Source organism: Shewanella waksmanii (genome assembly GCF_043643685.1).
Taxonomy (GTDB): Bacteria; Pseudomonadota; Gammaproteobacteria; order Enterobacterales; family Shewanellaceae; genus Shewanella; species Shewanella waksmanii_A.
On record NZ_JBHZSN010000011.1, the window covers coordinates 130,345 to 155,562 of the forward strand.

A 25,218-nucleotide genomic window follows, 5' to 3' on the forward strand; every position below is an offset into this window, starting at 1 on the left:
ATAGATGATTCTCAAGACTAAATCCCGCAAAAGTCAGCAGGCACACGCCGCTGACACACCGCAAGCCAAAGCTGGCCTTAAACAGGAACAAGACGTCGCCTTCTTTTTACGTCGCGCTTATAAAGATCATGACGAAGTTATGGTCATCAACGACTTAAAATTCCGATTTAATGATGAAGTCGCCCAAATCGATCATTTGATCGTCTACACCTACGGTTTTGTACTGATTGAATCGAAAAGCATTAAAGGTCACGTCAAAGTTAATCAGCAAGGCGAATGGACCCGTAGTCTGGGGGCTTATCAAGGTAAGCCCAAATGGCAAGGCATGGCATCACCGCTCAAACAAGTTGAACTACAGCAAGCCTTACTGCTTGAACTATTAATGCATCACCGCAGCGAAATACTAGGCAAACTATTGGGCATCAAACAGCAAGGGTTTAAAGGTCGGTGCTGGCACCACCTATGCGCGGTATCTAGCGATTCGGTTATTGACAGAAAAACCATGCCTAAACAGGTTTCAGATAAACTGATCAAAACTGAATTTCTCACCGACAAGCTCGATGAGATCATGAACCTGAAAAGCAAATTCAGCCGCTTCATCAGCACCACAGATACTCGCCCAGACTTCAGGCCTGCCGAGCTTGAATCGGTATGCAACTTTATGATGGAGCAAGACATTGCATCTACTGACGAATCAGCATCCACGAATTCAACCACAGCCAAATACCCAACAACGCCAAGCGACCCACAGCAGATACAAGTACCCACCGCTATCTACCAAGACGAACAGCTAAGCGCAACATCAACATCGATATCAAGTACAGAAAAAGCACCGCGACTTAGCTGCAAACATTGCGGAGAATCAACGAATTACACGCCAATGTATGGCAAATATGGTTATTACATACATTGCAATCAATGCACGAAGAACACACCAATGAAACAACCGTGTCCACAGTGCCAAAGCAAGCAAACCAAGGTACAAAAACGAAAGGAAACCTACACTCTGAATTGTTTGGAATGTGGCAATATCAATCAGGTGATATAGAGCTTAGAGGAAGTATAACCTAATCCATTTATTAACTAGAGGAAACGCCTTCACATGGCAAAGATACCTTTAAACGAAATCTACCAACACAAACTAAATTTTCTTATCGGTGCAGGGGCCTCTAGTGGTCTATTTCCTACCCTATGGCTTCCCCTCAAAGACTCTGATGATGAAGAAAAGAACGAAACAATTGAAACACTCGCAACTAAGCTAGATCATCTTGGAGAACAGTATAAGGATCATCACGCTTTGCTGTTTATGTACTATTACGAAAACATTATCGAACCCGTGTGTAAATTTCAGCTTAGTGATGCCCATATTCCTCATGATGAAGAATGTACAAACAACGATCAGTGTAAGGTCTGTAAAAAAATAGCGCTAAGAAAAGAGACTATCAAAAATTATGAAATCTTCATTGACTCTATTGTAAGGCTGTTACAGCAGAAGAATGACTTTCAAAGACGTTGTAACCTTTTCACTACTAACTACGATGGCTGTGTACCATTAGTAGCTGACAAGCTGATTAAGAAAGGGAGTCTTGAGTTTTGCATCAATGACGGTTCTAGTGGCTTCCTCGAAAGAACTCTATCAGCACGCAACTTCAATAATTATGTGTGTCAATCAGGCGTATTCGAACGAAATTCATCTGATATTCCACAAATCAACTTTATCAATCTGCATGGCTCTGCTTATTGGCGTAAACTAAAAGACACTATCAAGGTAGATTATAATTTCCTTGATATTGCGGTGGTAATTCCAGAAGAAGCCCGTAATAGCCTTAAACAGCTAAGTGATATTCTCAGCGATAAAACTAAAACAACACAAGATTTACTCGCCCTTAACGTGGAACTTAATAAGGACATTCGAACAGAATTTTGGGAATCCTATGACAAACTCCCTATTGTCAACCCAACCAAGTGGAAGTTTCATGAAACTGTCTTTGAAGAGCATTATTACCAAATGCTTCGCTTACTCAGCTATCGCTTGGAAGAGCAAAATTCGATTCTAATTAGTTTCGCTTTTTCGTTTGCTGACGAGCACATCCGCAACTTGATTAAGCGTTCACTGTCCAACTACAAACTACAAGTGTTCATTTGCTGCTTTAATGACAAAGAGCATGACACAATGCATGGGCACTTTGGTGGTTACAAAAACGTCACATTAATCAAATTAGACGGTGAAAATTTAGACTTCACTAAGTTCAACAAAGAAGTATTCAATGCTGATTTACTTAGGGGTGACGACTAAATGAGTATTAATGTTGGTGAAGTCGTTGCGGTTCGAGGTACTCAGGTCACTCTACGCATATATGATGAATCAAGCTTAGAAACTATGTTTCACGATGGAAAGAAGTACAGGGGTGTTTCTATACGTGAATATATTGGCGTTAAGCGTGGTTTTTGCACAATTGTTTGCATCATTGAAGGTGAATATCTGGATGAGAAGCGATTTGAACTAGAAGACAACAAAATTCAATATATCCGCAAGGTAGAAGCCAAACCCATCGGTTACTTTGAACAAAGTAAGTTCAAAGACGGTATTAAGCTAATGCCGATGATCAAAGACAAAGCTTACCTACTCAACGAGAACCAAGTAATTACCGTTTTCAGTCAGGGTATAGATAGAGCATTTAAAATCGGAAAAATGCTAAAAGAGGATCTAACTGTATCACTTCCATGGAACAAGATTTTTAATAGCCACATTGGTATTTTTGGCAACACTGGTAGTGGTAAATCCAACACGCTCACTAGGCTGTATGCGGAGTTATTTTCCAATTTTGAAGAAAAACTTAAAGGTAAAAGTCAGTTTCTCTTGATTGATTTTAACGGTGAATACACTGGTAACCAGCTTATCAAGAACCCTGAAAACAAAAAGTCATTCAACCTAAGCACGGGTAAAAAGGCAGGTGAAAAGTTGCCGTTAGCAAGTGAGCAGCTTTGGAATACTGAAATATTAGCTCTGTTATTTCAGGCAACCGCGAACACGCAGATACCATTTATCAATCGTGTTGTTGAGAAAAGAAAGAAAGATGGTGGTGATGCTGACAAATTAAAAGATAACGTAATTGGGACGTTTTACACATGCCTAGTAAAACTAACGAACAAAGAGTGCTTGATTAAACTTGAGGTGATTGCCGAACACCTCAAAAATGCTCCGCTTATAAACAAACTCTCCAAATTAGAATGGTACGATAGAGATCCAAACAAACCACAATATGTCGTTAAATCCCCACAAAACTGGGAGTTTTTTGGTTCTAAGGAAGGGTTTGATCAGAATCTTAGGCCAATTCTAAATAGACTGGATATAGCCCAGATAGATGCGTTTGACGAATTAATTGTTCGCATTAACATTCAGCTACTTTGGGATCTTTCACAGGGGCATATCCAATTTGAACATATTCAGCCTCTATTGAAGAGGGTTGAAAGTGCTGTGAATGACCTACGAAAAATCTTTAGCGTCAAAGAAAATGTAAATGATGAGTTCAAGCTACTGAATGTTGTTTCATTGAGAGGATGCAATCAAGCGACCAAGAAAATTGTGCCTTTGCTGCTGGCGAAGATGTTTTATCAAGAACACAGAGATAATGTCGATACGCCTCCTCAAAATACGTTGCACTTCATTATTGATGAAGCACATAACATTTTGTCGCAGCAGTCTAATCGTGAGCACGAAATCTGGAAAGATTACAGGCTAGAGATGTTCGAAGAGATCATCAAAGAGGGTCGTAAGTTTGGGATGTTTCTTACACTATCAAGCCAGAGACCAGCAGACATTTCACCAACGATAATGTCTCAGCTTCACAACTTCTTTATCCATAGGCTTGTAAATGACAAGGATTTGTTCTTAATCGACAATACGATTAGTACGTTAGATCGAATGTCGAAAAGCTTGATACCGAACTTATCGAAAGGCGCATGTGTCGTAACTGGCACAGCTTTCGATTTGCCAATTGTGATGCAGGTAGATTACATAGAAAATAAAGACAGTCGTCCCGATAGTGATGACGTAGACCTTGCTAAGCTATGGAACATCAATGATCAAGAATGAATTAGGTCAGATAGGATAAAGAGAGCAAATGTACAAAGCGACAGTGACCATTCACCTCAAAGCCTTTGGATTCCAGCCCATAAGCATTACAGAGTCGACGGTAACCCCCAACCGGGCTCAAACATTGCGGCCGTATTGGTGTAGCTAGCCTCTCATCAAACTCCAGACATAAAAAAGCCGATACGTTAAGTATCGGCTTTCATATTCTTTTTCAAGAAATGGTTCTAAGCTTTTGAGCTAAGACCAGCATCTGTACATAGCGCAGGAAAAATTCCTTTAGAGCAAGGCGCTGCGAGCGACGTGTAGTACGCCTACACGAGCGAGCAGCAACACCGCTATAAAGAATTTTAACCAGCTAAGATTACATCATGCCGCCCATACCGCCCATTCCACCCATACCACCCATACCACCCATATCAGGTGCGCCAGCTGGTGCTTCTTGTGGAATCTCGCCAACCATTGCTTCGGTAGTGATCATTAGACCAGCTACTGATGCGGCAAATTGTAGTGCGCTACGGGTGACTTTAGTTGGGTCTAGGATACCCATCTCTAGCATGTCACCGTAAGTGTCGTTACCTGCGTTGTAACCGTAGTTACCAGAACCGTTCTTGACGTTGTTAGCTACAACTGACGCTTCTTCACCGGCGTTAGTTGAGATTTGACGTAGCGGCGCTTCCATTGCACGTAGTGCGATAGTCACACCGTGCTTTTGGTCTTCGTTGATCACTTCAACATCGCTAATTTTGCTTGCTACGCGAACCAGTGCAACACCACCACCGGCAACCACACCTTCTTCAACCGCTGCGCGAGTTGCATGTAGTGCATCTTCTACGCGAGCTTTTTTCTCTTTCATTTCAACTTCAGTCGCTGCACCTACTTTGATCACTGCAACACCGCCGGCCAATTTAGCCATACGCTCTTGTAGTTTCTCTTTGTCGTAGTCAGAAGTTGACTCTTCAGCTTGCACTTTGATTTGCGCAACGCGTGCTTCAATCTGTGCTTGCTCACCAGTACCGTCGATGATGGTAGTGTCATCTTTAGTGATAACAACGCGCTTAGCTGTACCTAGATCTTCCAGTGTGGCTTTTTCAAGCTCTAGACCAATCTCTTCAGCAATCACAGTACCGCCAGTTAGGATAGCGATATCTTGTAGCATCGCTTTACGACGGTCACCGAAACCTGGTGCTTTAACAGCAGCCACTTTAACGATACCGCGCATGTTGTTCACAACTAGGGTCGCTAGTGCTTCACCTTCAACATCTTCTGCGATAATAAGTAGTGGCTTACCGGTTTTCGCTAGACCTTCAAGGATAGGTAGCAATTCACGGATGTTAGACACTTTCTTGTCAACAAGTAGGATGAATGGGCTTTCTAGCTCAACACTGCCAGTTTCTGGCTTGTTGATGAAGTATGGAGATAGGTAACCACGGTCGAACTGCATACCTTCAACAACATCAAGTTCGTTTTCTAGTGCTTGACCTTCTTCAACAGTGATAACGCCTTCTTTACCTACGCGCTCCATCGCAGTTGCGATGATTTCACCGATTGACTCGTCAGAGTTAGCAGAGATAGTACCCACTTGAGCAATCGCTTTAGTGTCGCTGCACTCTTGAGATAGGGTTTTAAGCTCTGCAACAGCAGCAGTCACGGCTTTGTCGATACCGCGCTTAAGATCCATTGGGTTCATACCCGCAGCAACGGCTTTTAGGCCTTCGTTAACGATAGCTTGAGCAAGTACTGTTGCAGTGGTAGTACCGTCACCGGCGGCATCATTGGCTTTAGAAGCAACTTCTTTCACCATTTGTGCGCCCATGTTTTCGAACTTGTCTTCAAGCTCGATCTCTTTAGCTACTGACACACCATCTTTAGTGATAAGTGGCGCACCAAAGCTTTTGTCTAGTACTACGTTACGACCCTTAGGGCCTAAGGTGACTTTAACTGCATTAGCAAGTACGTTAACGCCCGCAAGCATTTTTACGCGAGCGTCATTTCCAAATAGGACTTCTTTAGCTGACATGTTCTTTTATCCTTTAAATTTAAAATGAAAAATGAATTGCGGTGGACAGTTATTCCACGACAGCCATCAAATCTGACTCAGAAAGGATCAACACTTCTTCACCGTCGATCTTCTCTTTCTTCACACCGTAACCTTCATTAAAAATAACTGTGTCGCCTACTTTTACGTCTAGTGGCTGCACAGTACCATTTTCAAGAATTCGGCCATTGCCTACGGCTAATACTTCTCCGCGAGTTGATTGCTCTGCCGCACTACCAGTAAGTACGATGCCACCGGCAGACTTTGATTCAACTTCTGAACGCTTAACGATGACGCGGTCATGTAATGGACGAATATTCATCTATGGATTCTCCTAATGATTTTCTGGTCCAACAAACGTTGGCGGTTTATCAATGAATGCGACTGGCGATATATGCCAATTTTGCCGCAAGATGTTCGATATATGGGGGTCGGACCGCGGAGATCCAAGGGCTTTACAAAAAAAATCTAAAAAATTTTAACTGTGCTTAAAAATTATGGGGCGAATCCTGCTAGAATTGCCGTCCCGCAGTAGACTAGGCATCACATTCCCATGAAAGACAGACACGGGCTGCTAACCCAGCCAATTGGTCGTGTACTGCTAAATATGAGCCTCCCAAACCTGATTGGTATCTTAACCATTCTTGGGTTCAGTCTCGTTGACACTTTTTTTATTAGCCAGCTAGGTACCGAAGCCTTAGCGGCGATTAGTTTTACCTTTCCGGTGACATTAATTATTTCCAGTGTCGCCATTGGTATTGGCGCTGGGGTTTCCACTAATCTAGGCCGGCTCATTGGTGGCGGCCATGCGCCCAAAGCCAAAGTATTCTTGCATGACGCGCTGCTACTGACGTTTTTGTTAATCGCACTACTGGCGATACTTGGCAGCCTGTTTATTAACCCACTATTTAGCTTACTGGGGGCCAACAGCAGCAGTTTACCGCTGATTAGCGACTATATGCTGGTGTGGTATCTCGGTGCGCCCATCTTGGTATTACTGATGGTAGGCAACCAAGGACTGCGCGCCACTGGCGATACGCGCTCGCCCGCGAAAATTATGGCGTTGGCAGCAATTATTAATGTGATTCTCGATCCGCTACTTATCTTTGGTCTCGGCCCGTTTCCGCGGCTTGAGATCCAAGGCGCCGCCATTGCCAGTGTGATTTCATGGCTTGTGGCATTATCGCTTTCAAGCTACTTGCTGATCGTGAAACGTCACTTAGTTGAGTTTGCGGGTATTTGCCGTAAACGATTAATTTGTAATTGGAAGCAACTTGCTCATATTGCCCAACCTGCGGCATTAATGAACCTACTTAATCCGCTAGCCAATGCCATGATTATGGCGATGCTGGCCCGTATCGATCACAGTGCAGTTGCCGCCTTCGGCGCTGGGATCCGCCTAGAGTCAGTGCTGCTTATTCCGGTAATGGCACTGTCATCGAGCTTAGTGCCTTTTGTGGCGCAAAACTTAGGGGCTGGTCAGTCAGAACGTGCCCACCAAGCGTTAATGCTGTCGCTTAAGTTTGTGTTTGTATTTCAAAGCTTATTGTATCTACCGCTACTGCTGCTGGCGCAACCTATCGCACAGCTATTTAGTAATGATGCCCAGGTCATTGACTGGTTAAGCTTTTACATTTGGGTGCTGCCTGCAGCCTACGGCCCGTTAGGTATCGTCATTTTGGTAGCGACCTGTTTAAACGCTTACCACCGCCCGATGGCGTCGCTAACCCTCAACGTATGTCGGCTGTTTTTAGTCATGCTGCCACTTGCGGCTTTGGGCTCAATTCTTGGCGGCGTAGAAGGGCTACTACTGGCTTTGCCCATCAGTAATACCTTGATTGGTCTTGCCTGTTACTTCTTGGCTAAGCGTATTTCAGAGCCGGAAAAAATTGTAAACCACCACCCGGCATAGGAGCCAGCATGGATGCCCAGCAACAAACCTTTGTCGAACACGATTTCAGTCGCGATGACTTGCAAGGTGCCTACTTTAGCCATTGTCAGTTTTACCGTTGCCGTTTTAGCCGTTGTGACTTAACTGACGCCCAATTTAGCCATTGCCGCTTCATCGAAGCCGGCGATAAAAGTGGTTGTCAGTTCGACTATGCACAACTTGAAAATGCCAGTTTCGAGCATTGTGATTTAGCAATGAGCAGTTTTGTGGGTGCCCAATGTAATGACATCAGCATCATGGATTGCCAGTTACAGGGCGCCGATTTTGCTAGGGCAGATTTTGGGCAAACCTTGGGGGCTGAAACGTTTGTATGCAGTGCCAGCATTGAGCGCTGCAATTTATCCTATTGTAATTTCGAAGATGTGCAGTTAAGCCAATGCCAGTTAACAGGCAACCGTTGGCAAGGGGCAAACTTAATTGGGGCAAACTTTCGCGGCGCCGATCTCAGTGCTGGTGAATTTAGTCCAGAGCAATGGGGAACCTTCGAACTTAGCCATTGTAATTTGGCCGATGTGGATCTAACCGGACTGGATCCTCGTCAGGTAAACTTGCAAGGGGTGATGATTCAAAACTGGCAACAATCACAACTGCTGGAAACCTTGGGGGTAGTAATTACTAACTAATAGTAGTGACTAACACTAGATATTAGCTAACACAAGATACTAGCTAACCATAGTGAGTAATAGTAAATACTCACTAGATTCCCATACCGCATTGCTACATAACAAGACCGTCATGCTGTTCTATTCACTCAGCAAACACGCATCTGCACTCGTTCATCGAAAGGCTCATCAGCCAGCGCAACAATGTTAGCGCACCAATGTTAGTGCGGCTCAGTGGCTAACAAGGTATCTAAACTTACCAATTGGTAACCCTGTGCTTGAAAATGCTTAATGATGACTGGCAAAGCGGTGACCGTAGCACTGCGATCGCCACCATCATCATGCATTAGCGCTATCATCTCAGTATGGCCTTGACCGATGACAGTTTCACTAATGTGTTTTGCGGTAATGGTTTGCTCATCCCAATCGCGAGTATCCACCGACCACAACACGGTTTTCATTCCCTGCTTAGCGAGCATTTTGACCTGCTCATCACTGATTTCACCAAAAGGCGGCCGATAAAAAGCGGGCTTTTGGCTGGTGACTTTACGTAGCGCCTGATTGGTGGGTTGAACTTGCTGCTGCCACAACTGCTCAGCGGTTAAGGTTTTACCGTGGGGGTGAGACCAGCTGTGATTCGCTATAGTATGTCCGGCTTGCTGCGCGCGTTTTACCAGTTGCTGATGACTGGCAATTTTACTGCCCATCCAGAAGAAACTCGCCTTAGCTTGGTGGTTGTCGAGAATATCGAGGATCTGTTGAGTGTAATGAGATGGGCCATCATCAAAGGTTAACGCCACCTGCTTTCGCTTACCCCAACCTTCAATAAAGTAGATATCCACAAACTGGTTGGCTTGCCGTGTCAGTTCACTGTCATTAACCGCCTGCCCTGTGCTGGTATCGCGCAGATAAACATGCGTTTTTTGCGGCTCATCGACGGATGCTGTCGGCTCGGCACTGACCCATTGCACTTGGCTCACCCATAACAATAACGCTAATACCCAAAAAGCCGTGGTTAACTTAGTGATATTTTCGCTTAGAAAGTTTGTATTAGCTTGCGCGAGCTTTGTCATCAATATCCCTATGCTGGTGACATAAATCATGGCCAACAAGCTTAACAAATACACCTGGTTTTATTAGCAGGGATATTGAAAAAGTGTTTTTATTTCCAAGCCTTAATTGAGCCACCTAGGTAAGCTGCACCACGACATAGCTGGGTTTTTTCACACTCTTCAATGGCGGTCATCACATGATCAATAAAGCGCTGACTGGCCATGCTAATAAAGCGCCGTGACGGATACACTAAAAAGCATTTGCCTTCATAGGGCTCAATGTCAGGAAACAACATCTCTAACTCACCACTATCAACATGAGGTTGTGCAAAAGGCAGTGGCATCATTGATACTCCGCGCCCCATGATTGTCGCCTCAAGACAGGTTTCTAAAGCGTTGACACACAAGTTACCTTTCACCGATATGGTGCGGTCTTTACCAAAGGGCACTTCATTAAAAATGCGGCCGTTGGGATAGCGAAATAATATTGAGTTATGTTGCGGCAGCTCTTCTGGGCTTTGTGGTCGACCTTCTCTAGCTAAATAACTGGGGCTAGCGTAAAAATGCACCGTTTCACTAAACAGGTGTCGTGCTACCATTTCATTTTCGTTAAAGGCGTCCTCCAACATAAACGCCAAATCGATGTTATTGCGGATCATATCCTGCGGCTCACTGCTGACAATGATCTCTACCGTCAGCTCAGGGTGCAGATCCATAAAACCAAAGATCGCTTTGGTGATCATCAACAGCTCAGGAATTGGGAAGATTAAAATACGTAAGTGACCACCCACTTCGGCTTGTTGCCCTGTTAATTCAGACATTGTCTGTTCTAAACTTGCTAGCATCGCAGTGGTTTTATCGTAGAAATGACTGCCCGATGCAGTCAAGGTCATCGCCCTACTTTGACGGTGAAACAGTTTGACTCCTAGTTCATCCTCTAGGGTTTGCAAACGTCGGCTTAAAGTTGATTTGGGTAAATTGAGAATGTCGGCGGCCTCGACCAAACTACCGGTTTCTACAATACGATGGAACAGGGCAATATCTTCTGTTTTCATAACAACCTTCTACACACTTTCAACAATCAACCAACCCAGCTAAAACAGTTTGCTCACGCAAATCGACCTAGGTCAAGGGATAATAGTTTCATTAATTGAAACTCATGATTCCACATAATTCCATTTTACACAACATAAGTTGCTGTTAAGGTAGCGCCTCATTAATACATTTAGTTACAGCCAACAAGGGACTCAATTCATGAAGCACTTGCCCACTTGCCTCTCACTTATCGTTATTGCCTCTGTACTAGCGGGTTGCAGCGCCGAGTCGATTGAAACGCCCCCACCGACTGTACGCCCAGTAAAGCTAATTGAAATCAGCGATGCCAATGCGGGTGCTGTTCGCCAATTTCCAGCGAAAGTCGCCGCAACCAAGCAGGCTGACCTTGCATTTAGATTGTCAGGCCACTTAGTGGAGTTTGCGCACCTAGAAGGCCAGCATGTGAAAAAAGGCACGGTATTGGCCAGATTAGACAGCCGCGATGCCCGCAACACGTTACTGAATCGCGAAGCCGACTATGAATTGGCCGCAGCAGACTTTAAACGTAAAGGTGAACTGCTGCGCCGCGAGCTTATCTCTCAAGCGGAATATGACACCGCCCAAGCTCAGTTAAAATCGTCACAGGCCAACCTAGCCAGTGCTCAAGATCAGCTAAGTTACACGCAACTTAAAGCGCCTTTTGACGGCACGATTGCCAAAATTGCCATTGATAACTACCAGATGGTTCAGGCCAATCAAACCATTTTGGTACTGCAAAAAGATCGCAATATTGATGTGGTGATCCAAGTGCCTGAATCACTGGCCAGTACCATTACCAACATCAATTCAAATACCCACACTCAGCCCGTTGTGCGCTTTGCCACTAAACCTGAGCAAGCGTTTGCAGTGACCCTAAAAGAGCATGCTACACAGGTGACACCGGGTACCCAAAGCTATGAAGTAGTATTCACTTTGCCACAGCCTGAAGGCATTACTATTTTACCTGGTATGAGTGCAGAACTGAGCATTGATGTCGCTGACCATAAAGCAGGTAGCACCTTGTCTGTGCTACCGGCCAGCGCCATCAGTAAACGTGACACCGACGGTGAAAGCATTGTTTGGACTTACAACGCCGACAGCGGCAAGGTTCATGCGCAAATTGTCACCTTAGGTAAGGTCACCACTAACGGTATAGAAATCACTCAAGGTATTAAAGCAGGCGATCAAGTCGTGGTTGCTGGTGTGCAGTACCTTGCTGAAGATCTAAAAGTTAAGCCGCTTCGCTGGCAGCGAGGGGTATAGGCTTCAACCCCACTTTTAATTCCCCCGTGACTCACCCTTGTTTACCTGTTTTTGCTAGCGCAACGGCAGCCGGATAAAGCGTGGGTGTTGTCAGCCAAGTCGGCGTTTTGACTAAGAGATTTAACCGATGAATTTTGCAGAGTATTCTATCACCCATAAGGTGATCAGCTGGATGTTTGCCCTTCTCCTATTAGTGGGTGGTTCAGTATCATTTTTGAACTTAGGACAACTTGAGTTTCCTGAATTTACCATCAAACAAGCCTTGGTTGTTACCGCCTATCCAGGTGCGTCACCAGAGCAAGTGGAAGAAGAGGTGACGTTACCTTTAGAAGATACCCTACAACAACTTGAAGGCATCAAACATATCACCTCGGTCAACAGTGCTGGCCTGTCACAAATTGAAATTGAGATGGATGATGTCTACGACGGCAGTCAATTACCTCAGGTTTGGGATGAAGTGCGCCGCAAAGTCAATGACACGATCATTGAGCTACCACCTGGGGTGCAAACCCCAAAAGTGATTGATGACTTTGGCGATGTTTACGGGATATTGCTTAATGTCAGTGGTGATGGCTATAGCGATCGCGAACTACAAAATTACGCTGATTTCTTACGTCGTGAATTAGTGTTAGTTGACGGCATTAAACGAGTGACTATTGCCGGCAAAGTGATGGACCAAGTTGTGGTAGAGATCTCCCAGCAAAAGCTTAACGCTTTGGGGTTAGATCAAGACTATATTTACGGCTTAATTCAAAGCCAAAACGTGGTATCTAATGCTGGTAGCATTCGAGTAGGCGACAATCGTATCCGTATTCACCCCACGGGTGAGTTCGACAAAGTCGAGCAAATGGAACGTTTACTCATTAGTCCACCTGGCAGCGCTAAACTGGTCTACCTGGGTGATATCGCCACCATCTACAAAGACGTAGAAGAAACCCCTGAAAGTATTTATCACGCCGATGGTAAGCGCGCTTTATCCATTGGTATCGCTTTTGCCAGTGGTGTTAACGTGGTAAAAGTCGGCGAAGCGGTCAACGCACGTATGGCGGAGCTACATAACGAGCTTCCCATCGGTATGTCGCTAGATACCGTGTATGACCAAAGCAAGATGGTTGACGATACCGTGAGTGGCTTTTTGGTCAACCTTGCCGAATCAATTGCCATTGTCATCGGTGTACTACTGATCTTTATGGGCGTGCGCTCTGGCTTGCTAATGGGGTTGGTGTTGCTACTGACCATTCTCGGTACTTTCATCGTGATGAATGTGCTCAATATTGAACTACAAATCATCTCGTTGGGCGCATTAATTATCGCACTGGGCATGCTGGTCGATAACGCTATTGTGGTAACAGAGGGGATTTTAATTGGCATTAAACGTGGTAAAACCCGCTTAGAAACCGCCAAGAGCGTGGTTTCACAAACTCAGTGGCCACTGCTTGGTGCGACGATCATCGCGATTATCGCCTTTGCGCCTATTGGCCTATCTGGTGATTCAACCGGTGAATTCTGTGTATCGTTATTCCAAGTATTGCTTATCTCGCTGTTTATCAGTTGGATCACGGCGATGACCCTTACGCCATTTTTCTGCAATATGATGTTTAAAGATGGCGAAGTCAGTGACGATGAAGAAAAAGATCCTTACCAAGGTTGGCTATTTACTCTTTACCGCCACAGCTTAAATCTGGCAATGCGCTTTCGCTCGGTAACTTTGCTGCTAATTATTGCTGCGCTTGTCACCGCAATCGTCGGCTTTGGCCAAGTGAAAAATGTGTTCTTCCCTGCCTCTAACACACCGATGTTCTTTGTTGATGTGTGGATGCCAGAAGGCTCAGATATCAAGGCTACAGAAAAGTTACTGTCTCGCATTGAAGCTGACATCATGCAGCAGCAAGAGAATCATGATATTGGCTTAACCAACCTAACCACGGTTGTCGGTCAAGGTGCGCAGCGATTTGTGCTCTCTTATGTACCGGAAAAGGGCTACAGCGCCTATGGTCAGCTACTGATTGAAATGAGGGACTTAACCACACTCAATCAATATATGCGTAAGCTAGAGACTGAGTTAAGCCGTCGTTACCCAGAAGCCGAATACCGCTTCAAATACATGGAAAATGGCCCAAGCCCTGCTGCAAAAATTGAGGCACGTTTTTATGGTGAAGATCCACAAGTACTTAGACAACTAGCAGCACAAGCTGAAGCAGTGCTTAAAGCCGAACCCACTGCTGTTGGCGTGCGCCATAACTGGCGTAATCAGGTCAATCTGATCCGTCCACAATTGGCATTAGCACAAGCCAGAGAAACCGGCATTAGCAAGCAAGACTTAGATGACTCGTTACTGGTTAACTTCAGCGGTAAGCAGATTGGTACCTACAGAGAAAACAGTCATTTACTGCCGATTATCGCCCGTGCCCCAGCCAGTGAACGCTTAGACGCTGAGAGTATTTGGAAACTACAAATATGGAGCTCTGACAACAATACCTTTGTGCCTATTACCCAAGTAGTCAGTGATTTCACCACTGAATGGGAAGATCCACTGATCATGCGTCGCGATCGTAAACGGGTTATCTCAGTGCTTGCCGATCCGATTAATGGCACAGCAGAAACGGCTGACTCAGTATTTAGAAAAGTGCGTGCAGGAATTGAAGCCATTGAGCTGCCAGCAGGCTATGAGTTGGAATGGGGTGGTGAGTATGAAACATCACTTGAAGCACAGCAGTCGGTATTTAGCTCTATCCCGATGGGGTATTTAGCGATGTTTATGATCACTGTGCTGCTATTTAACTCTGTTAGACAGCCCTTAGTGATTTGGTTTACCGTGCCACTGGCGGTGATAGGCGTAGTCGCGGGACTACTGTTATTTGATGCGCCATTTAGCTTTATGGCAATGCTGGGGATGTTAAGCCTTACCGGCATGATCATTAAAAATGGCATTGTATTGGTGGATCAGATCAACCTTGAGCTCAGTGAAGGTAAGCCACCGTACCAGGCAGTCGTCGACTCTTCGGTAAGTCGTGTGAGACCGGTATTAATGGCTGCTATCACAACTATGCTCGGTATGTTACCTCTGCTATCGGATGCGTTTTTTGGCTCCATGGCAATCACCATCATATTTGGTTTAGGTTTTGCGTCTGTCTTGACCCTGATTGTATTGCCAGTCACCTACACCTTAGCCTTTAGGATCCCCTACCCTAAAGGATAGCCAATTGCTTCCCGGCAAGCCCAACTCCAAGACTTCTTGGATTGGGCAGCTTGCCGAGACAAACATCAAGTAGCAAATACCAGGTACCAAGTAATACCAATCAGTATAAACATTTAGTCACTCAGCGAGAGTTTAGCGGTTCTGAGGCAAGGCACGAGTGAAGAGCATAGTTGTTCTACGGTTAAGCTCGTTAACACAGCATCAGGACTGCTAAAACTCGCCATTCTGGCGCGTTTTTGGCTACCTACTTCTGCGTTGAATAACCTCACAAGGGAGCAACCATTGTTTCAGTTATTCGCCTTGAATTAGTTTGCCAAAAGCGCTCTGAGTAGATCAAATTCTTATACTGATTGGTATAAGAAGTACCAAACACACGTTGAAACACTTCAGTGAACATATGTGCACTGAAGTGATATAATTTACATTCGGCTTAACGTAAAATATCTCTGTATTTTGATTGTCTAGTAGGAAGGAACCTATGCACCGTGCTGCTAAAGCTGCGTTATTATCTGCTTTTATCTGTCCAGGCTCGGGACACTTTTATCTAAGGCGCTACAACAAAGGCACCTTAATCTCTTGCTGTGGCTTATTAGGTGTAGGCTTTCTGTTAGTGCAAGCCGTTCACCAAGCTAAAAATATTGTTAATGAAATAAGCCAAGGCAATATTAGTTTAGATCTTAATGAGATTTACGCCTTAGTGTCGCAATCGAGCAATGTCACCAACACCATGTGGGTGAATGTCGCAACCTTGATGTTTGCCGGTGCTTGGCTTTATGGAGTGATTGATTCCTACCGACTCGGACGTCAGGATGAACAATCTCTCTCTCATATCTAAAACTAAAAAAGCATGCCTAGGCATGCTTTTTTTAATCGATTTTACTGCTAATTAACTTTGTTTTTTAAGCGCTGCTGTTTTTGAAAAGTCATGCTCAAGCGTTTGCTTGGGCTGTACTAATGGCGCTGCATCATTTTGCTCAAATTGATACTGCTGATTTGCAGCCGTCGTTTTAGAAAAATCATGACGGGTTGAGATTTGCTTAACAAAATTAGTTTTAGCCGCAGCATTTTGGCTAAATTGATAGCTAGACTTGGCCGCTGACGTTTTAGAAAAGTCAGGGATATCCGCCAAAGTAGGGCTAGAAATGACGGCAAGTGTTACTGCTAGGGTCGCGCTGGTTAACAACTTCATATACAACTCCAATCTTATTGACCACAAGTAATTAACAACCACTCTAAAGTATTTGACAGTCTCTGTGAAGATTTTCTGCGCAAAACATGCAAATTGATACATCTGTTGCTAATATACCGCGAGTTAGAGACACATAAAAAACTGCCGATACTGCAATAAAACACCCCTTAACCAGAGTTTTATCTGCCAGATAACACCTACGCAGAGAGTTAAACCACTTGCTCAGCATTTAAACAAAAGTGCAAGCAGACGTGTCAAAGGCCCATTTGTTAACAAAAAGTGGTGCTATTTAGCGGTATTTAGCCAATAAAAAAGCCCCAAAATGGGGCTTTAATCGTTAAGGGCAATCCACTAAATCGGTGAACCCGGTGGCATGGCTAATGGCTTGTCTATCATCTTAATCTTGCTATCGGTTAACGCCTTACTTAACCGTTGCTCAAGAAATGCAAAGTGCGCCGCTTCATAAGCACTTGAGCGTTTAACCTTACGAGATAACTGTTTAGATGCATATTTAAGTCGATCATACAGCTGCGCTTTGACTTCGCTGCTGGTATCGGCATGATGGTAACTTGCCAGTAATTGTTCAAACACCACGGTATTGACCCGCATCCACACCCCAAGCTCGGCGCCGGTTGGGATATCGTTATACACAGTCGCGCCCATTAATTGATTGACCAATTTAGGAATAGACAGTTGCTCTTTATCCTGCAGATAGCTTTGATTAACTCGGTTTAGTCGAACCGGCGCAAGTAACTGACTTAAGGTATGGCGGCTTAATACCTCTGCCATCCCTAGCGGATCGTTAACGACTCCCACTCCCGAAGCAAAGCTCTCTCTGGTTGGGTAATAGTTCCCAGACTTAGGGACCAATGTCTCACTTAACCCTGTGGGCAGCACTAATTGTTTAACGTCCAATGTGCTAATTAGGGCATCTACGGCTCCTTGTTGTAACTCTGGGGCTAAATAGTGCCATTCACGACCATCCACTCCATCGGCATATTGATAATCAACACCACCAACAAATTTAGCCGCCGCAGCGATTTGATAGCGAGTTAATAGGTAAATAGGTACAAAACTGTCTCTTAACTCACCTGCGGGTTGCCCCTTCAATAGTACGCTATCTGAGAATTGATTAATCGCCTGCAATCTTACCTTAGCGAGTCGCTGCAGTTCAGCAACCGGATCGCTACCATTGTCCCACAAACTTGCATATGCATGGGCGGCTCCATGGGCGCGAGAATCTGCCTCACCGATGTAACGTAGACCTTGTTGCTGGGCCTGCTCGCGCAACTGAGCTAAATGCTGTTGCTGGCTTTGCTCATCCGCCATCTCGCTGTAACCATAGGCAACCGTATACAGATCCCAGGCCCCTAAACCTTCATCATAAGGTTGGCTAATATCGATATCTTCGCCATTTAGGGTCACCTTCGGATGGGGGTAATCCATCACTGAAGCATTATTGTTGCTTGAAGCGGCAAAATTATGATCAAGGCCCAACGTGTGGCCAATTTCATGGGCTGATAACTGGCGAATACGTGCCAGTGACAGCGCATCTGCTGCTTGTGCTGCTGCCTCTCTATCTTGCCAACCGGCGGTTAACCCACGGGCAATAAGATGGTCTTGGCGCACCCGTTGACTACCTAACGTCACATGGCCTTTGATAATCTCACCCGTGCGAGGGTCAGTAATGGCACTGCCATAAGACCAACCACGCGTCGCTCGGTGTACCCATTGGATCATGTTATAGCGAATATCTTGTGGATCAGCATCTTCTGGTAAAAGCTCCACCTTGAAACCATCGATAAAGCCCGCTTCGGTAAACGCTTGCTCCCACCAGCGAGCCCCATCAAGCAAGGCAGTTCGTATCGGCTCAGGCACGCCGGGGTCGAGATAGTAAGTGATGGGTTTTACAACTTCACTGGGCGCATCACCTGGGGTCACCTTTTGTAAACGGTGGCGTAGTAAATGACGCTGCACAATATCTTGATCAACGGCAACGGCGTAATCCAAATAGCTGTCGGACAGATAACCACTCATTGGATGATATGCACGGGGTTGGTAATTGTCGTCGGGCAGCTCAATAAATGAGTAACGCATACGAATCGACATAAACTGGCCATCTGGCGTCACTTGACGCACATAGTTTCCAGATTTGTCCGCGTTAAAGGTCAATAGCACATCAACATCGCTATTTTTCTCGAATGACTTCACCCCTTCAGGTAACACAAGTGAACGGTTTTTATCTAGGCGGTAACTGCCTTGGTCACGATCTGCAAGTAACTTAGTCACGCCATGTAAATCATTGACCACCAGATCGTTGATTGCCACCAGTGAGCGTTTACCATCGACAATTTTGCCACGCCACAGTACCGACTCAGCAAAGGCTTCTTTTACCGCGCGCTGCTCGGCGAGGTTATCAGTGGTAGCGCGATACTGGGTATTTAACTGCTTTAAAATAAGGTAGGGACCTTGACGTTCAAACTGCACTAAGCGGGTATAACCAAGTTGACCACGATCTAAGCCAATATCATTTGATCCCACCCCGTGAGGTAAACTGGTCAACATTAAAAAAGGTTGATTGAGTTTATTGGCTTCAAGGTATAACTGGCCGTCGGCTTTGGCATAAAACAGGTTTAGAAAACCGCTAGCGGCTTGGCTTTGCTTAATGATTTTGCTGCTAGAGGTCGCAGCGAATGAGTCGACACACGGTGCCGTGGCCAGCACAATTGCCAGCGCAACAGTTGAGAGCTTCATCCAATCTCCTTGTAAGGGCACGGTAATTTACGAGTAGCATTAGCTGTTGTGGTTATCGCTACATGGGTCGGCAAATTACGTTTTCATATTCCGGCTGCACATCAACACTTAAAAAGCATTGATGCGCTAAATTTAACCACTAGCTTAAACAGCTAATGGCTAAGCCTCAAGTGTAAATGTTTCATCTTAACTTGAGGCGAGCCGACAAAGAGGTGTTTTAGCTTTTTTGGTTAATCCAATGGGTTAAGGTGTCAAATAACTCGTTTAACACAATTGGCTTAGTAATATGGGCATTCATACCCGCTGCTAAGCTTTTTTCTCTATCCCCAGACATGGCATGAGCGGTCATGGCAATGATAGGTAGCTCACTGGCACTGTACTGCTTACGCAGCTCTTTAGTGGCCGTTAACCCGTCCATAACTGGCATTTGGATATCCATCAATACTGCATCGTATTGACGTTTAGCAATCATATCGATTGCGATTTGGCCATTGTCGGCCACATCCACTTCATAACCTGCACTTTTCAGTAGCTCGGTCGCCACTTGCTGGTTAATAAAGTTATCTTCCACCAGCAAAATATCACCACTTTGATCGCCCTCACTCTCAGCCGGCAGCTCTTTCACCGGATTTAGCGACGGTTTATCAATAAAGGCGGAGATAATCTCATCGAACAGCGCTGACGCCTTGAAGGGTTTTTGCAACATGGCAAATATGTTGGCGTTGTCCGCATCTTCTTTTAATGGCTCAGAGGCATAAGCGGTCATCATGATAATCACCGGACGTTTTTCAAGGCGTCCGTCAGCCACCATCGCATCCAGCTCTCGAATCACCTCAATGCCGTCCATCTCCGGCATCATCCAATCAAGCAGTAACAGGTCGACCGGCTTTTTGCTTAACTTAAATAACGCTTCGGCACCTGTCGCGGCGGTATCAACATCAAAGTGGAAATCACGTAGCACGGTCGAGTATATCTGCAGTGCAGTGGGGTTATCGTCAACCACTAAGGTGGTCAGATTATCTAACACTTCTGGCACGACTAGCGGCTTGATTTCAGCCTCTTCAGCAATCTCAAAGCTAATGGTGAAACTAAAGGTACTGCCGACACCAATTTCACTTTGTACCTGCATGGTTCCACCCATCATCGACACTAAGTGCTTACTGATAGACAGACCAAGGCCAGTACCACCGTACTTACGTGTCGTTGAGCCATCGGCTTGGGCAAAGGCATCAAACAGGTTCATCTGTTGCTCTTTGCTAATACCAATACCGGTATCCCGCACCCAGAATTTCAACGTAATGCGATGATCGCGCTCACCAACATCTTCACAGCCCAGCTCAATCTCACCACTTTGAGTGAACTTAACCGCGTTGGAGAGCATGTTGATCAGCACCTGACCTAAACGTAGTGGGTCGCCTTCTAGAATAAGTCCAGCTGTTACTGGTGCATAAAGTAGTAGCTCAACACCTTTTTCTTGCGCTTTCAGCGCATTAAGGTCGAGCGCATGATCGAGCACTTTATCCAGTGGGAAAGAAACCCGCTCAAGTTCAAGCTTACCGGCTTCAATCTTAGAGAAGTCGAGAATGTCATTGATAATACGCAACAGCGACTGGGCAGAGAAGCCCGCTTTGTCTAAGTAATCTTGTTGCTGCTGCGTCAAGGAAGTACGCTGAGCTAACTGCAACATACCAATGATCGCGTTCATCGGTGTGCGGATTTCGTGACTCATGTTGGCCAAGAATTCACTCTTATACAAGTTGGCTGATTCAGCATCCTGTTTGGCTTCGAGTAGCGCCACCTCATTACTCTTATGGCGGGTAATATCTTTATGGGTTCCCACCATACGTTTTGGCTGCTTATCGGCAGTAAACTCCACCACACGACCACGGGACAATAACCAGTGATATTGGCCACTCTTACCGCGCATTCTAAACTCTATATCGTAAGCGCCAATGGGGTCAGCTAAATAGGCTTCACGATACTCTTCAACACGGATTCGGTCATCTGGATGAATCAGATCATCCAAGGTGGAAACCAGTGCGGGGAACTCATTACTCTTATAACCAAGCATCGAATAATAAGCTGGGTTACAAATAATTTGCTCTGAGTCTAAATACCAGTCCCACAAACCATCTTCTACCGCATCCATTGCTAAGTGATAGCGCTCTTCTGATAATCGCAGCTGCTCGGCAGACTCATACTCGCGGGTCACATCACGCCATACCGCAATCAAACCTAACAGCTCGCCGCGACGGTTATAGAAAGGCAGTTTCAGGATATCCAACAATACCGGCTTGCCAGCAAGCTCCACTTTTTCTTGATAACGCAGTGGCGTGCGCTCTAACAGTACCCGCTCATCTTCGGCACGTATACGCGCTGATTGCTCATCGCTGGTTAACTTAATCGAGTCTTGTCCGATCATTTCACTTTCGCTGTAACCTAGCATGCGCTCAGCCGACTTGTTACAACCTAAGTATTTGCCCTCTTTATCCTTAAACACAATCGCTTCAGGAATGGAGTCAAGCAGTGAGCGCAGCAAAGCGTATTCTCGTTCGCGACGCTCAGTGGTCTCTTTTAGCCTTTCCGTACGTCTGGCCACCAGCTTATCTAAGCGACGGTTTTGCTCCGCAAGGTGGCGAGTATACTGTTGGTTTTCTTCAAAAATCCGGCTTACCAACTGGAACCACGGTTCCCAACCTTGGGTGATTTTTTCCGGCGGCTTACGGGGCGACTGTGAGCAACTTTCTAAATGGGTAAGCAGCCTTGATGCCGGACTAACAAACGAGCGGCGAGTTTGCCAATGCACAATGGTTACCAGTACCGACAAGGCAATCACGACCAAAATAAAGGTCAGCTCCAGCTTGTCCCATGAATCGCTGAACAGATCGCTCTCTTTTTGTAGATACAGTAACCGCCATGGGGCGTTCTGTAGTGCCACCGAGTGAATGTAGTAACCATTGCGGATAATGCCTTCATGGGCTGAGTAAAGCTCTGACTCTGGTACTGAATGCAACTCAGAGGGGATCTTCTGGCTAATATGGTACACCCGATTAATATCTTCGGTGTCGGTGCCACTGTGAGACAGAATATTATTGCGCTGATCGAGCAAAATCACCGTACCAGGCATTTTGAAATACAGACGCATCTGTTTGGCCAGCGATGCCAAGGTCATATCTAGATTGATCGAGCCAATAAACTCATCTTCTAAATAGATAGGCACACCCAATGTGGTCAACAAGCCCTTATCGGTCGGCTCGACATAGGCTGGACTCCAAAATACTGTTCGCTGTGGGTTCATTGCCGGTGTCGCCAGCTGGAACTGGTTTTTATTGAGTAGCTCTTCTCTAAAACGCTGCTCATCTGATGGCCAAGGGTAATAGGACATGATGCGGCGTTTAGAAATATAGTAGATAGATGAGGCTTTGGGGGCCGCTTCCGTTGCCACTGGAAACGACAGTGACAACTCAAATAACATTTCAAGTTCTTGATAGAACTTATCACTGCGGCCATTGAGGGAACCAGAACCTGTGATACGCCCCATATTGGTAAAGGGCTCGCCACTTTGGGCGTAGCTGGGTTCTAAGGTAAAAAACTGGCCACTTTCATTAAACTTTTCATACTGAGGCAAGCGTTCACTACGCACTAACTCACCGAGACGAAGATGATCAACGGCCACATTGCGTAAGCTCTTTACCGCGCGAATACTCGACTCTAACAGCAGGTCAATCTGTAATACGTGACGCTCGACCAACTCTTCACGCTGCTCCATCATCGTGGTCTTTTGGCGTTCGAAGAAAAACCATGCCGTCAGCAAAGCCATAATGATTACACCTATATAGGTGTAGAACACAGCGCGGTTATAGTTTTTCTGTATCGGCGACTTCAGTTGAAGATCCGGCTCAGTTGATTTCATCAATTACCCTTGAGAACAGCTATGAATACACGGCTGGTCCATGCCATGCTTTAATCAATTCCTCATATAGTATCAGGAACATAGATCAATGGAATACTCTATATTACTCCACAATGACAAATATCAATCTACGACCTAAGCCGCAATAATCATCAATACTTAGCTTACCACCACCCAGCACTTAACGTTGGCGATGACAAAATTTGCCTAATTAGAGACAGTAACGGGCGCATACAAGTTCCCTGACCGCCACTCAGATATTAGTATAAAATCCTGAAAAATAGGAAACAAAAAGGCCACAATAGCTTGTGACCTTCTTTGAGTATGCGATGGTGAGATAGTATCCCGTTAAAGGGTTATGGTCCGCTACAAGTTTTCCTCAGCAAATTCTGCTAGGCGGGAACGCACCACGCCATTGAGGTAGACATTGGCACTGCCTTCAAAGTCTTTGAAGCGCTCAACAATATAGGTCAGACCGGATGTCACTGGCGTCAGATAGTTAGAGTCAATTTGCGCAAGGTTACCTCCGCAAATAAGCTTAGTGCCTTCGCCCATTCGAGTGATCATGGTTTTTATCTGAGAAGCGGTTAGATTTTGGCACTCATCTAAAATGACCACCGAGTTTTGAATCGAGCGACCTCGCATAAAGTTAATCGATTTAAACTGGATATTGGCCTTATCCATAATGTAGTTCATGCTACCCGTTGGGTTAACATCATTTTTATGCAGCACTTCTAAGGTATCGGTGATCGCGGCGAGCCAAGGGGCCATTTTTTCCTCTTCGGTGCCGGGAAGAAAACCTATCGACTCGGCAATTTCAGGCGTATTACGCGTCACAATCACCTTATCGTATAAACCCCTTTCCACCACCATTTCAAGGGCGGCGGCCATGGCCAATAAGGTTTTACCACAACCTGCAGGCCCAGTCAGAATCACCAGATCAATTTCTGGATCGAGCAGGGCTTGTAGCGCCATGCCTTGATAAATGTTCTTAGGACGAATACCCCAAGCATCTAAGTTCAGCAACCTGTCTCGGCCAAGATCTAAAATTTTAAGCTCATCGGTAGGCGGCGTCATCACCCTACCGCAGAAGTTAGAGTCCTCATCAATCAGATATTGATTGGTATAAAAATGCTCTTCGCCCACTTCATCCGTTGGCACAGTATGAATAGTTTGTCTGCCATGACTCTCGGTAGTGACATGCTCTTTACGCGCCCAAAAGTCGCCAGCAAACTTATGGAAGCCTTTGGTTAAGAATCGAATATCATCAATCAGTTGGTCAGTTCGGTAGTCTTCAACATGCTGAATCCCGGCACCTTTGGCTTTCAGGCGCATATTGATATCTTTGGTGACCAATACCACTTTGCGGGGTTGATGCTGTAATTGCAGATGCAGCGCAGTATTAATAATGCAGTTATCGTTATTGTCGCCAGGTAGCGAGCCTAAGGTGTTATCGATTTGATGGTCGGGGAATATAGAGAGTGTGCCGTTGGCATCACTGTGATCTTCTCGGCGTGGTAGTGGCACACCTTTAACAATTTGCTCAGGGGTAATTTGCCCCCCTAAAATATCTTCTAATGCGCGAATGGCTACGCGGGCATCTCGGCTAACATCTCGCTTTCGATCTTTAATCACATCCAGTTCTTCAAGAACTGTCATTGGCACGACTACATCATGTTCCTTAAAGGAATAAATCGCTAAAGGTTCATGCAGTAACACGTTGGTATCCAGTACAAACAACTTTCTGTCGTCTTGTTCCATGGCGCCTCCAAATTGTGCATTATTTTAAATTAACGAAATAAAACGAACTCCTGTCGATGAAAAGTTAAATTGCTGTGGGTTTAATCTCATACTGCCACCATATTTGCCTGTCATCAATCACCTGATTTAAGTTTTTCACCGATACATAAATCAATACGCTGGGCTGATGACAGTTTGATGACCGCTACTGCAATTGACGACCAGTTGCACAAACACTGAACAGATGATGCCATTGCCATTCAATAGCCGTCACCATCATCACTTGGTTGGCACAATAAAATCACAAATATTGATTGGCTAATTTGTAATCTATCGTGTTGGCCATTACG

At 45.3% G+C, this 25,218-nt stretch carries 16 protein-coding genes; 8 read left to right on the forward strand and 8 right to left on the reverse strand.

Annotated elements, in window-relative coordinates; translation table 11 throughout:
- Positions 1-4 precede the first annotated feature (4 nt).
- From ACHUFW_RS16610 to ACHUFW_RS16620, 3 genes are read left to right on the forward strand one after another with little or no spacing between them, the layout of a single operon-like run.
- Complete coding sequence (locus ACHUFW_RS16610) at positions 5-1,048, forward strand: nuclease-related domain-containing protein (RefSeq protein WP_394204526.1); 1,044 nt, start codon at positions 5-7, stop codon at positions 1,046-1,048.
- A 54-nt stretch (positions 1,049-1,102) separates the two neighbouring features.
- The gene (locus tag ACHUFW_RS16615; RefSeq protein ID WP_394204527.1) at positions 1,103-2,296 is read left to right on the forward strand and encodes a hypothetical protein; all 1,194 of its coding nucleotides are present in this window, start codon (positions 1,103-1,105) and stop codon (positions 2,294-2,296) included.
- A complete protein-coding gene (locus ACHUFW_RS16620; RefSeq protein WP_394204528.1) occupies positions 2,297-4,096 on the forward strand; it encodes an ATP-binding protein in 1,800 nt (599 codons plus the stop codon).
- Positions 4,097-4,457: 361 nt separating this feature from the next.
- Here ACHUFW_RS16620 and groL read toward each other — a convergent pair whose 3' ends face one another.
- Together groL and ACHUFW_RS16630 are read right to left on the reverse strand one after the other, a co-directional pair.
- Complete coding sequence (gene groL, locus ACHUFW_RS16625; RefSeq protein ID WP_394204530.1) at positions 4,458-6,113, reverse strand: chaperonin GroEL; 1,656 nt, start codon at positions 6,111-6,113, stop codon at positions 4,458-4,460.
- Between the two features lie 49 nt (positions 6,114-6,162).
- A complete protein-coding gene (locus ACHUFW_RS16630; protein ID WP_394204531.1) occupies positions 6,163-6,453 on the reverse strand; it encodes a co-chaperone GroES in 291 nt (96 codons plus the stop codon).
- A 231-nt stretch (positions 6,454-6,684) separates the two neighbouring features.
- On the opposite strand from ACHUFW_RS16630, the gene ACHUFW_RS16635 reads away from it, so the two are divergent.
- Together ACHUFW_RS16635 and ACHUFW_RS16640 are read left to right on the forward strand one after the other, a co-directional pair.
- A complete protein-coding gene (locus ACHUFW_RS16635) occupies positions 6,685-8,043 on the forward strand; it encodes an MATE family efflux transporter (RefSeq protein ID WP_394204533.1) in 1,359 nt (452 codons plus the stop codon).
- Between the two features lie 8 nt (positions 8,044-8,051).
- The gene (locus ACHUFW_RS16640; RefSeq protein WP_394204535.1) at positions 8,052-8,705 is read left to right on the forward strand and encodes a Qnr family pentapeptide repeat protein; all 654 of its coding nucleotides are present in this window, start codon (positions 8,052-8,054) and stop codon (positions 8,703-8,705) included.
- A gap of 200 nt (positions 8,706-8,905) precedes the next feature.
- On the opposite strand, the gene ACHUFW_RS16645 is transcribed toward ACHUFW_RS16640, so the two are convergent.
- Both ACHUFW_RS16645 and ACHUFW_RS16650 read right to left on the reverse strand, forming a co-directional pair.
- Complete coding sequence (locus ACHUFW_RS16645) at positions 8,906-9,757, reverse strand: polysaccharide deacetylase family protein (RefSeq protein WP_394204536.1); 852 nt, start codon at positions 9,755-9,757, stop codon at positions 8,906-8,908.
- 89 nt (positions 9,758-9,846) lie between these two features.
- Positions 9,847-10,791 (reverse strand): LysR family transcriptional regulator, encoded by a 945-nt coding sequence (locus ACHUFW_RS16650; RefSeq protein ID WP_394204538.1) that lies wholly within the window; start codon positions 10,789-10,791, stop codon positions 9,847-9,849.
- A 199-nt stretch (positions 10,792-10,990) separates the two neighbouring features.
- On the opposite strand from ACHUFW_RS16650, the gene ACHUFW_RS16655 reads away from it, so the two are divergent.
- From ACHUFW_RS16655 to ACHUFW_RS16665, 3 genes are all read left to right on the forward strand, one after another.
- Entirely contained in the window at positions 10,991-12,073 is a 1,083-nt protein-coding gene (locus tag ACHUFW_RS16655) for an efflux RND transporter periplasmic adaptor subunit (protein ID WP_394204540.1), read from the forward strand.
- A 127-nt stretch (positions 12,074-12,200) separates the two neighbouring features.
- Positions 12,201-15,272 carry an efflux RND transporter permease subunit gene (locus tag ACHUFW_RS16660; RefSeq protein WP_394204542.1) on the forward strand — a complete coding sequence of 1,024 codons (3,072 nt, stop codon included), beginning with the start codon at positions 12,201-12,203 and terminating at the stop codon, positions 15,270-15,272.
- 478 nt (positions 15,273-15,750) lie between these two features.
- Complete coding sequence (locus ACHUFW_RS16665; protein ID WP_394204543.1) at positions 15,751-16,107, forward strand: DUF6677 family protein; 357 nt, start codon at positions 15,751-15,753, stop codon at positions 16,105-16,107.
- 51 nt (positions 16,108-16,158) lie between these two features.
- On the opposite strand, the gene ACHUFW_RS16670 is transcribed toward ACHUFW_RS16665, so the two are convergent.
- The 4 genes from ACHUFW_RS16670 to ACHUFW_RS16685 form a co-directional block, all read right to left on the reverse strand.
- Positions 16,159-16,461 (reverse strand): hypothetical protein, encoded by a 303-nt coding sequence (locus ACHUFW_RS16670; protein WP_394204544.1) that lies wholly within the window; start codon positions 16,459-16,461, stop codon positions 16,159-16,161.
- 351 nt (positions 16,462-16,812) lie between these two features.
- The gene (locus tag ACHUFW_RS16675) at positions 16,813-19,215 is read right to left on the reverse strand and encodes a zinc-dependent metalloprotease (protein WP_394204546.1); all 2,403 of its coding nucleotides are present in this window, start codon (positions 19,213-19,215) and stop codon (positions 16,813-16,815) included.
- Between the two features lie 217 nt (positions 19,216-19,432).
- Positions 19,433-23,128 carry a response regulator gene (locus ACHUFW_RS16680; protein ID WP_394204547.1) on the reverse strand — a complete coding sequence of 1,232 codons (3,696 nt, stop codon included), beginning with the start codon at positions 23,126-23,128 and terminating at the stop codon, positions 19,433-19,435.
- 366 nt (positions 23,129-23,494) lie between these two features.
- Positions 23,495-24,889, reverse strand: coding sequence for a PhoH family protein (locus ACHUFW_RS16685; protein ID WP_394204549.1), 1,395 nt, complete (start codon positions 24,887-24,889; stop codon positions 23,495-23,497).
- Positions 24,890-25,218: the final 329 nt, after the last annotated feature.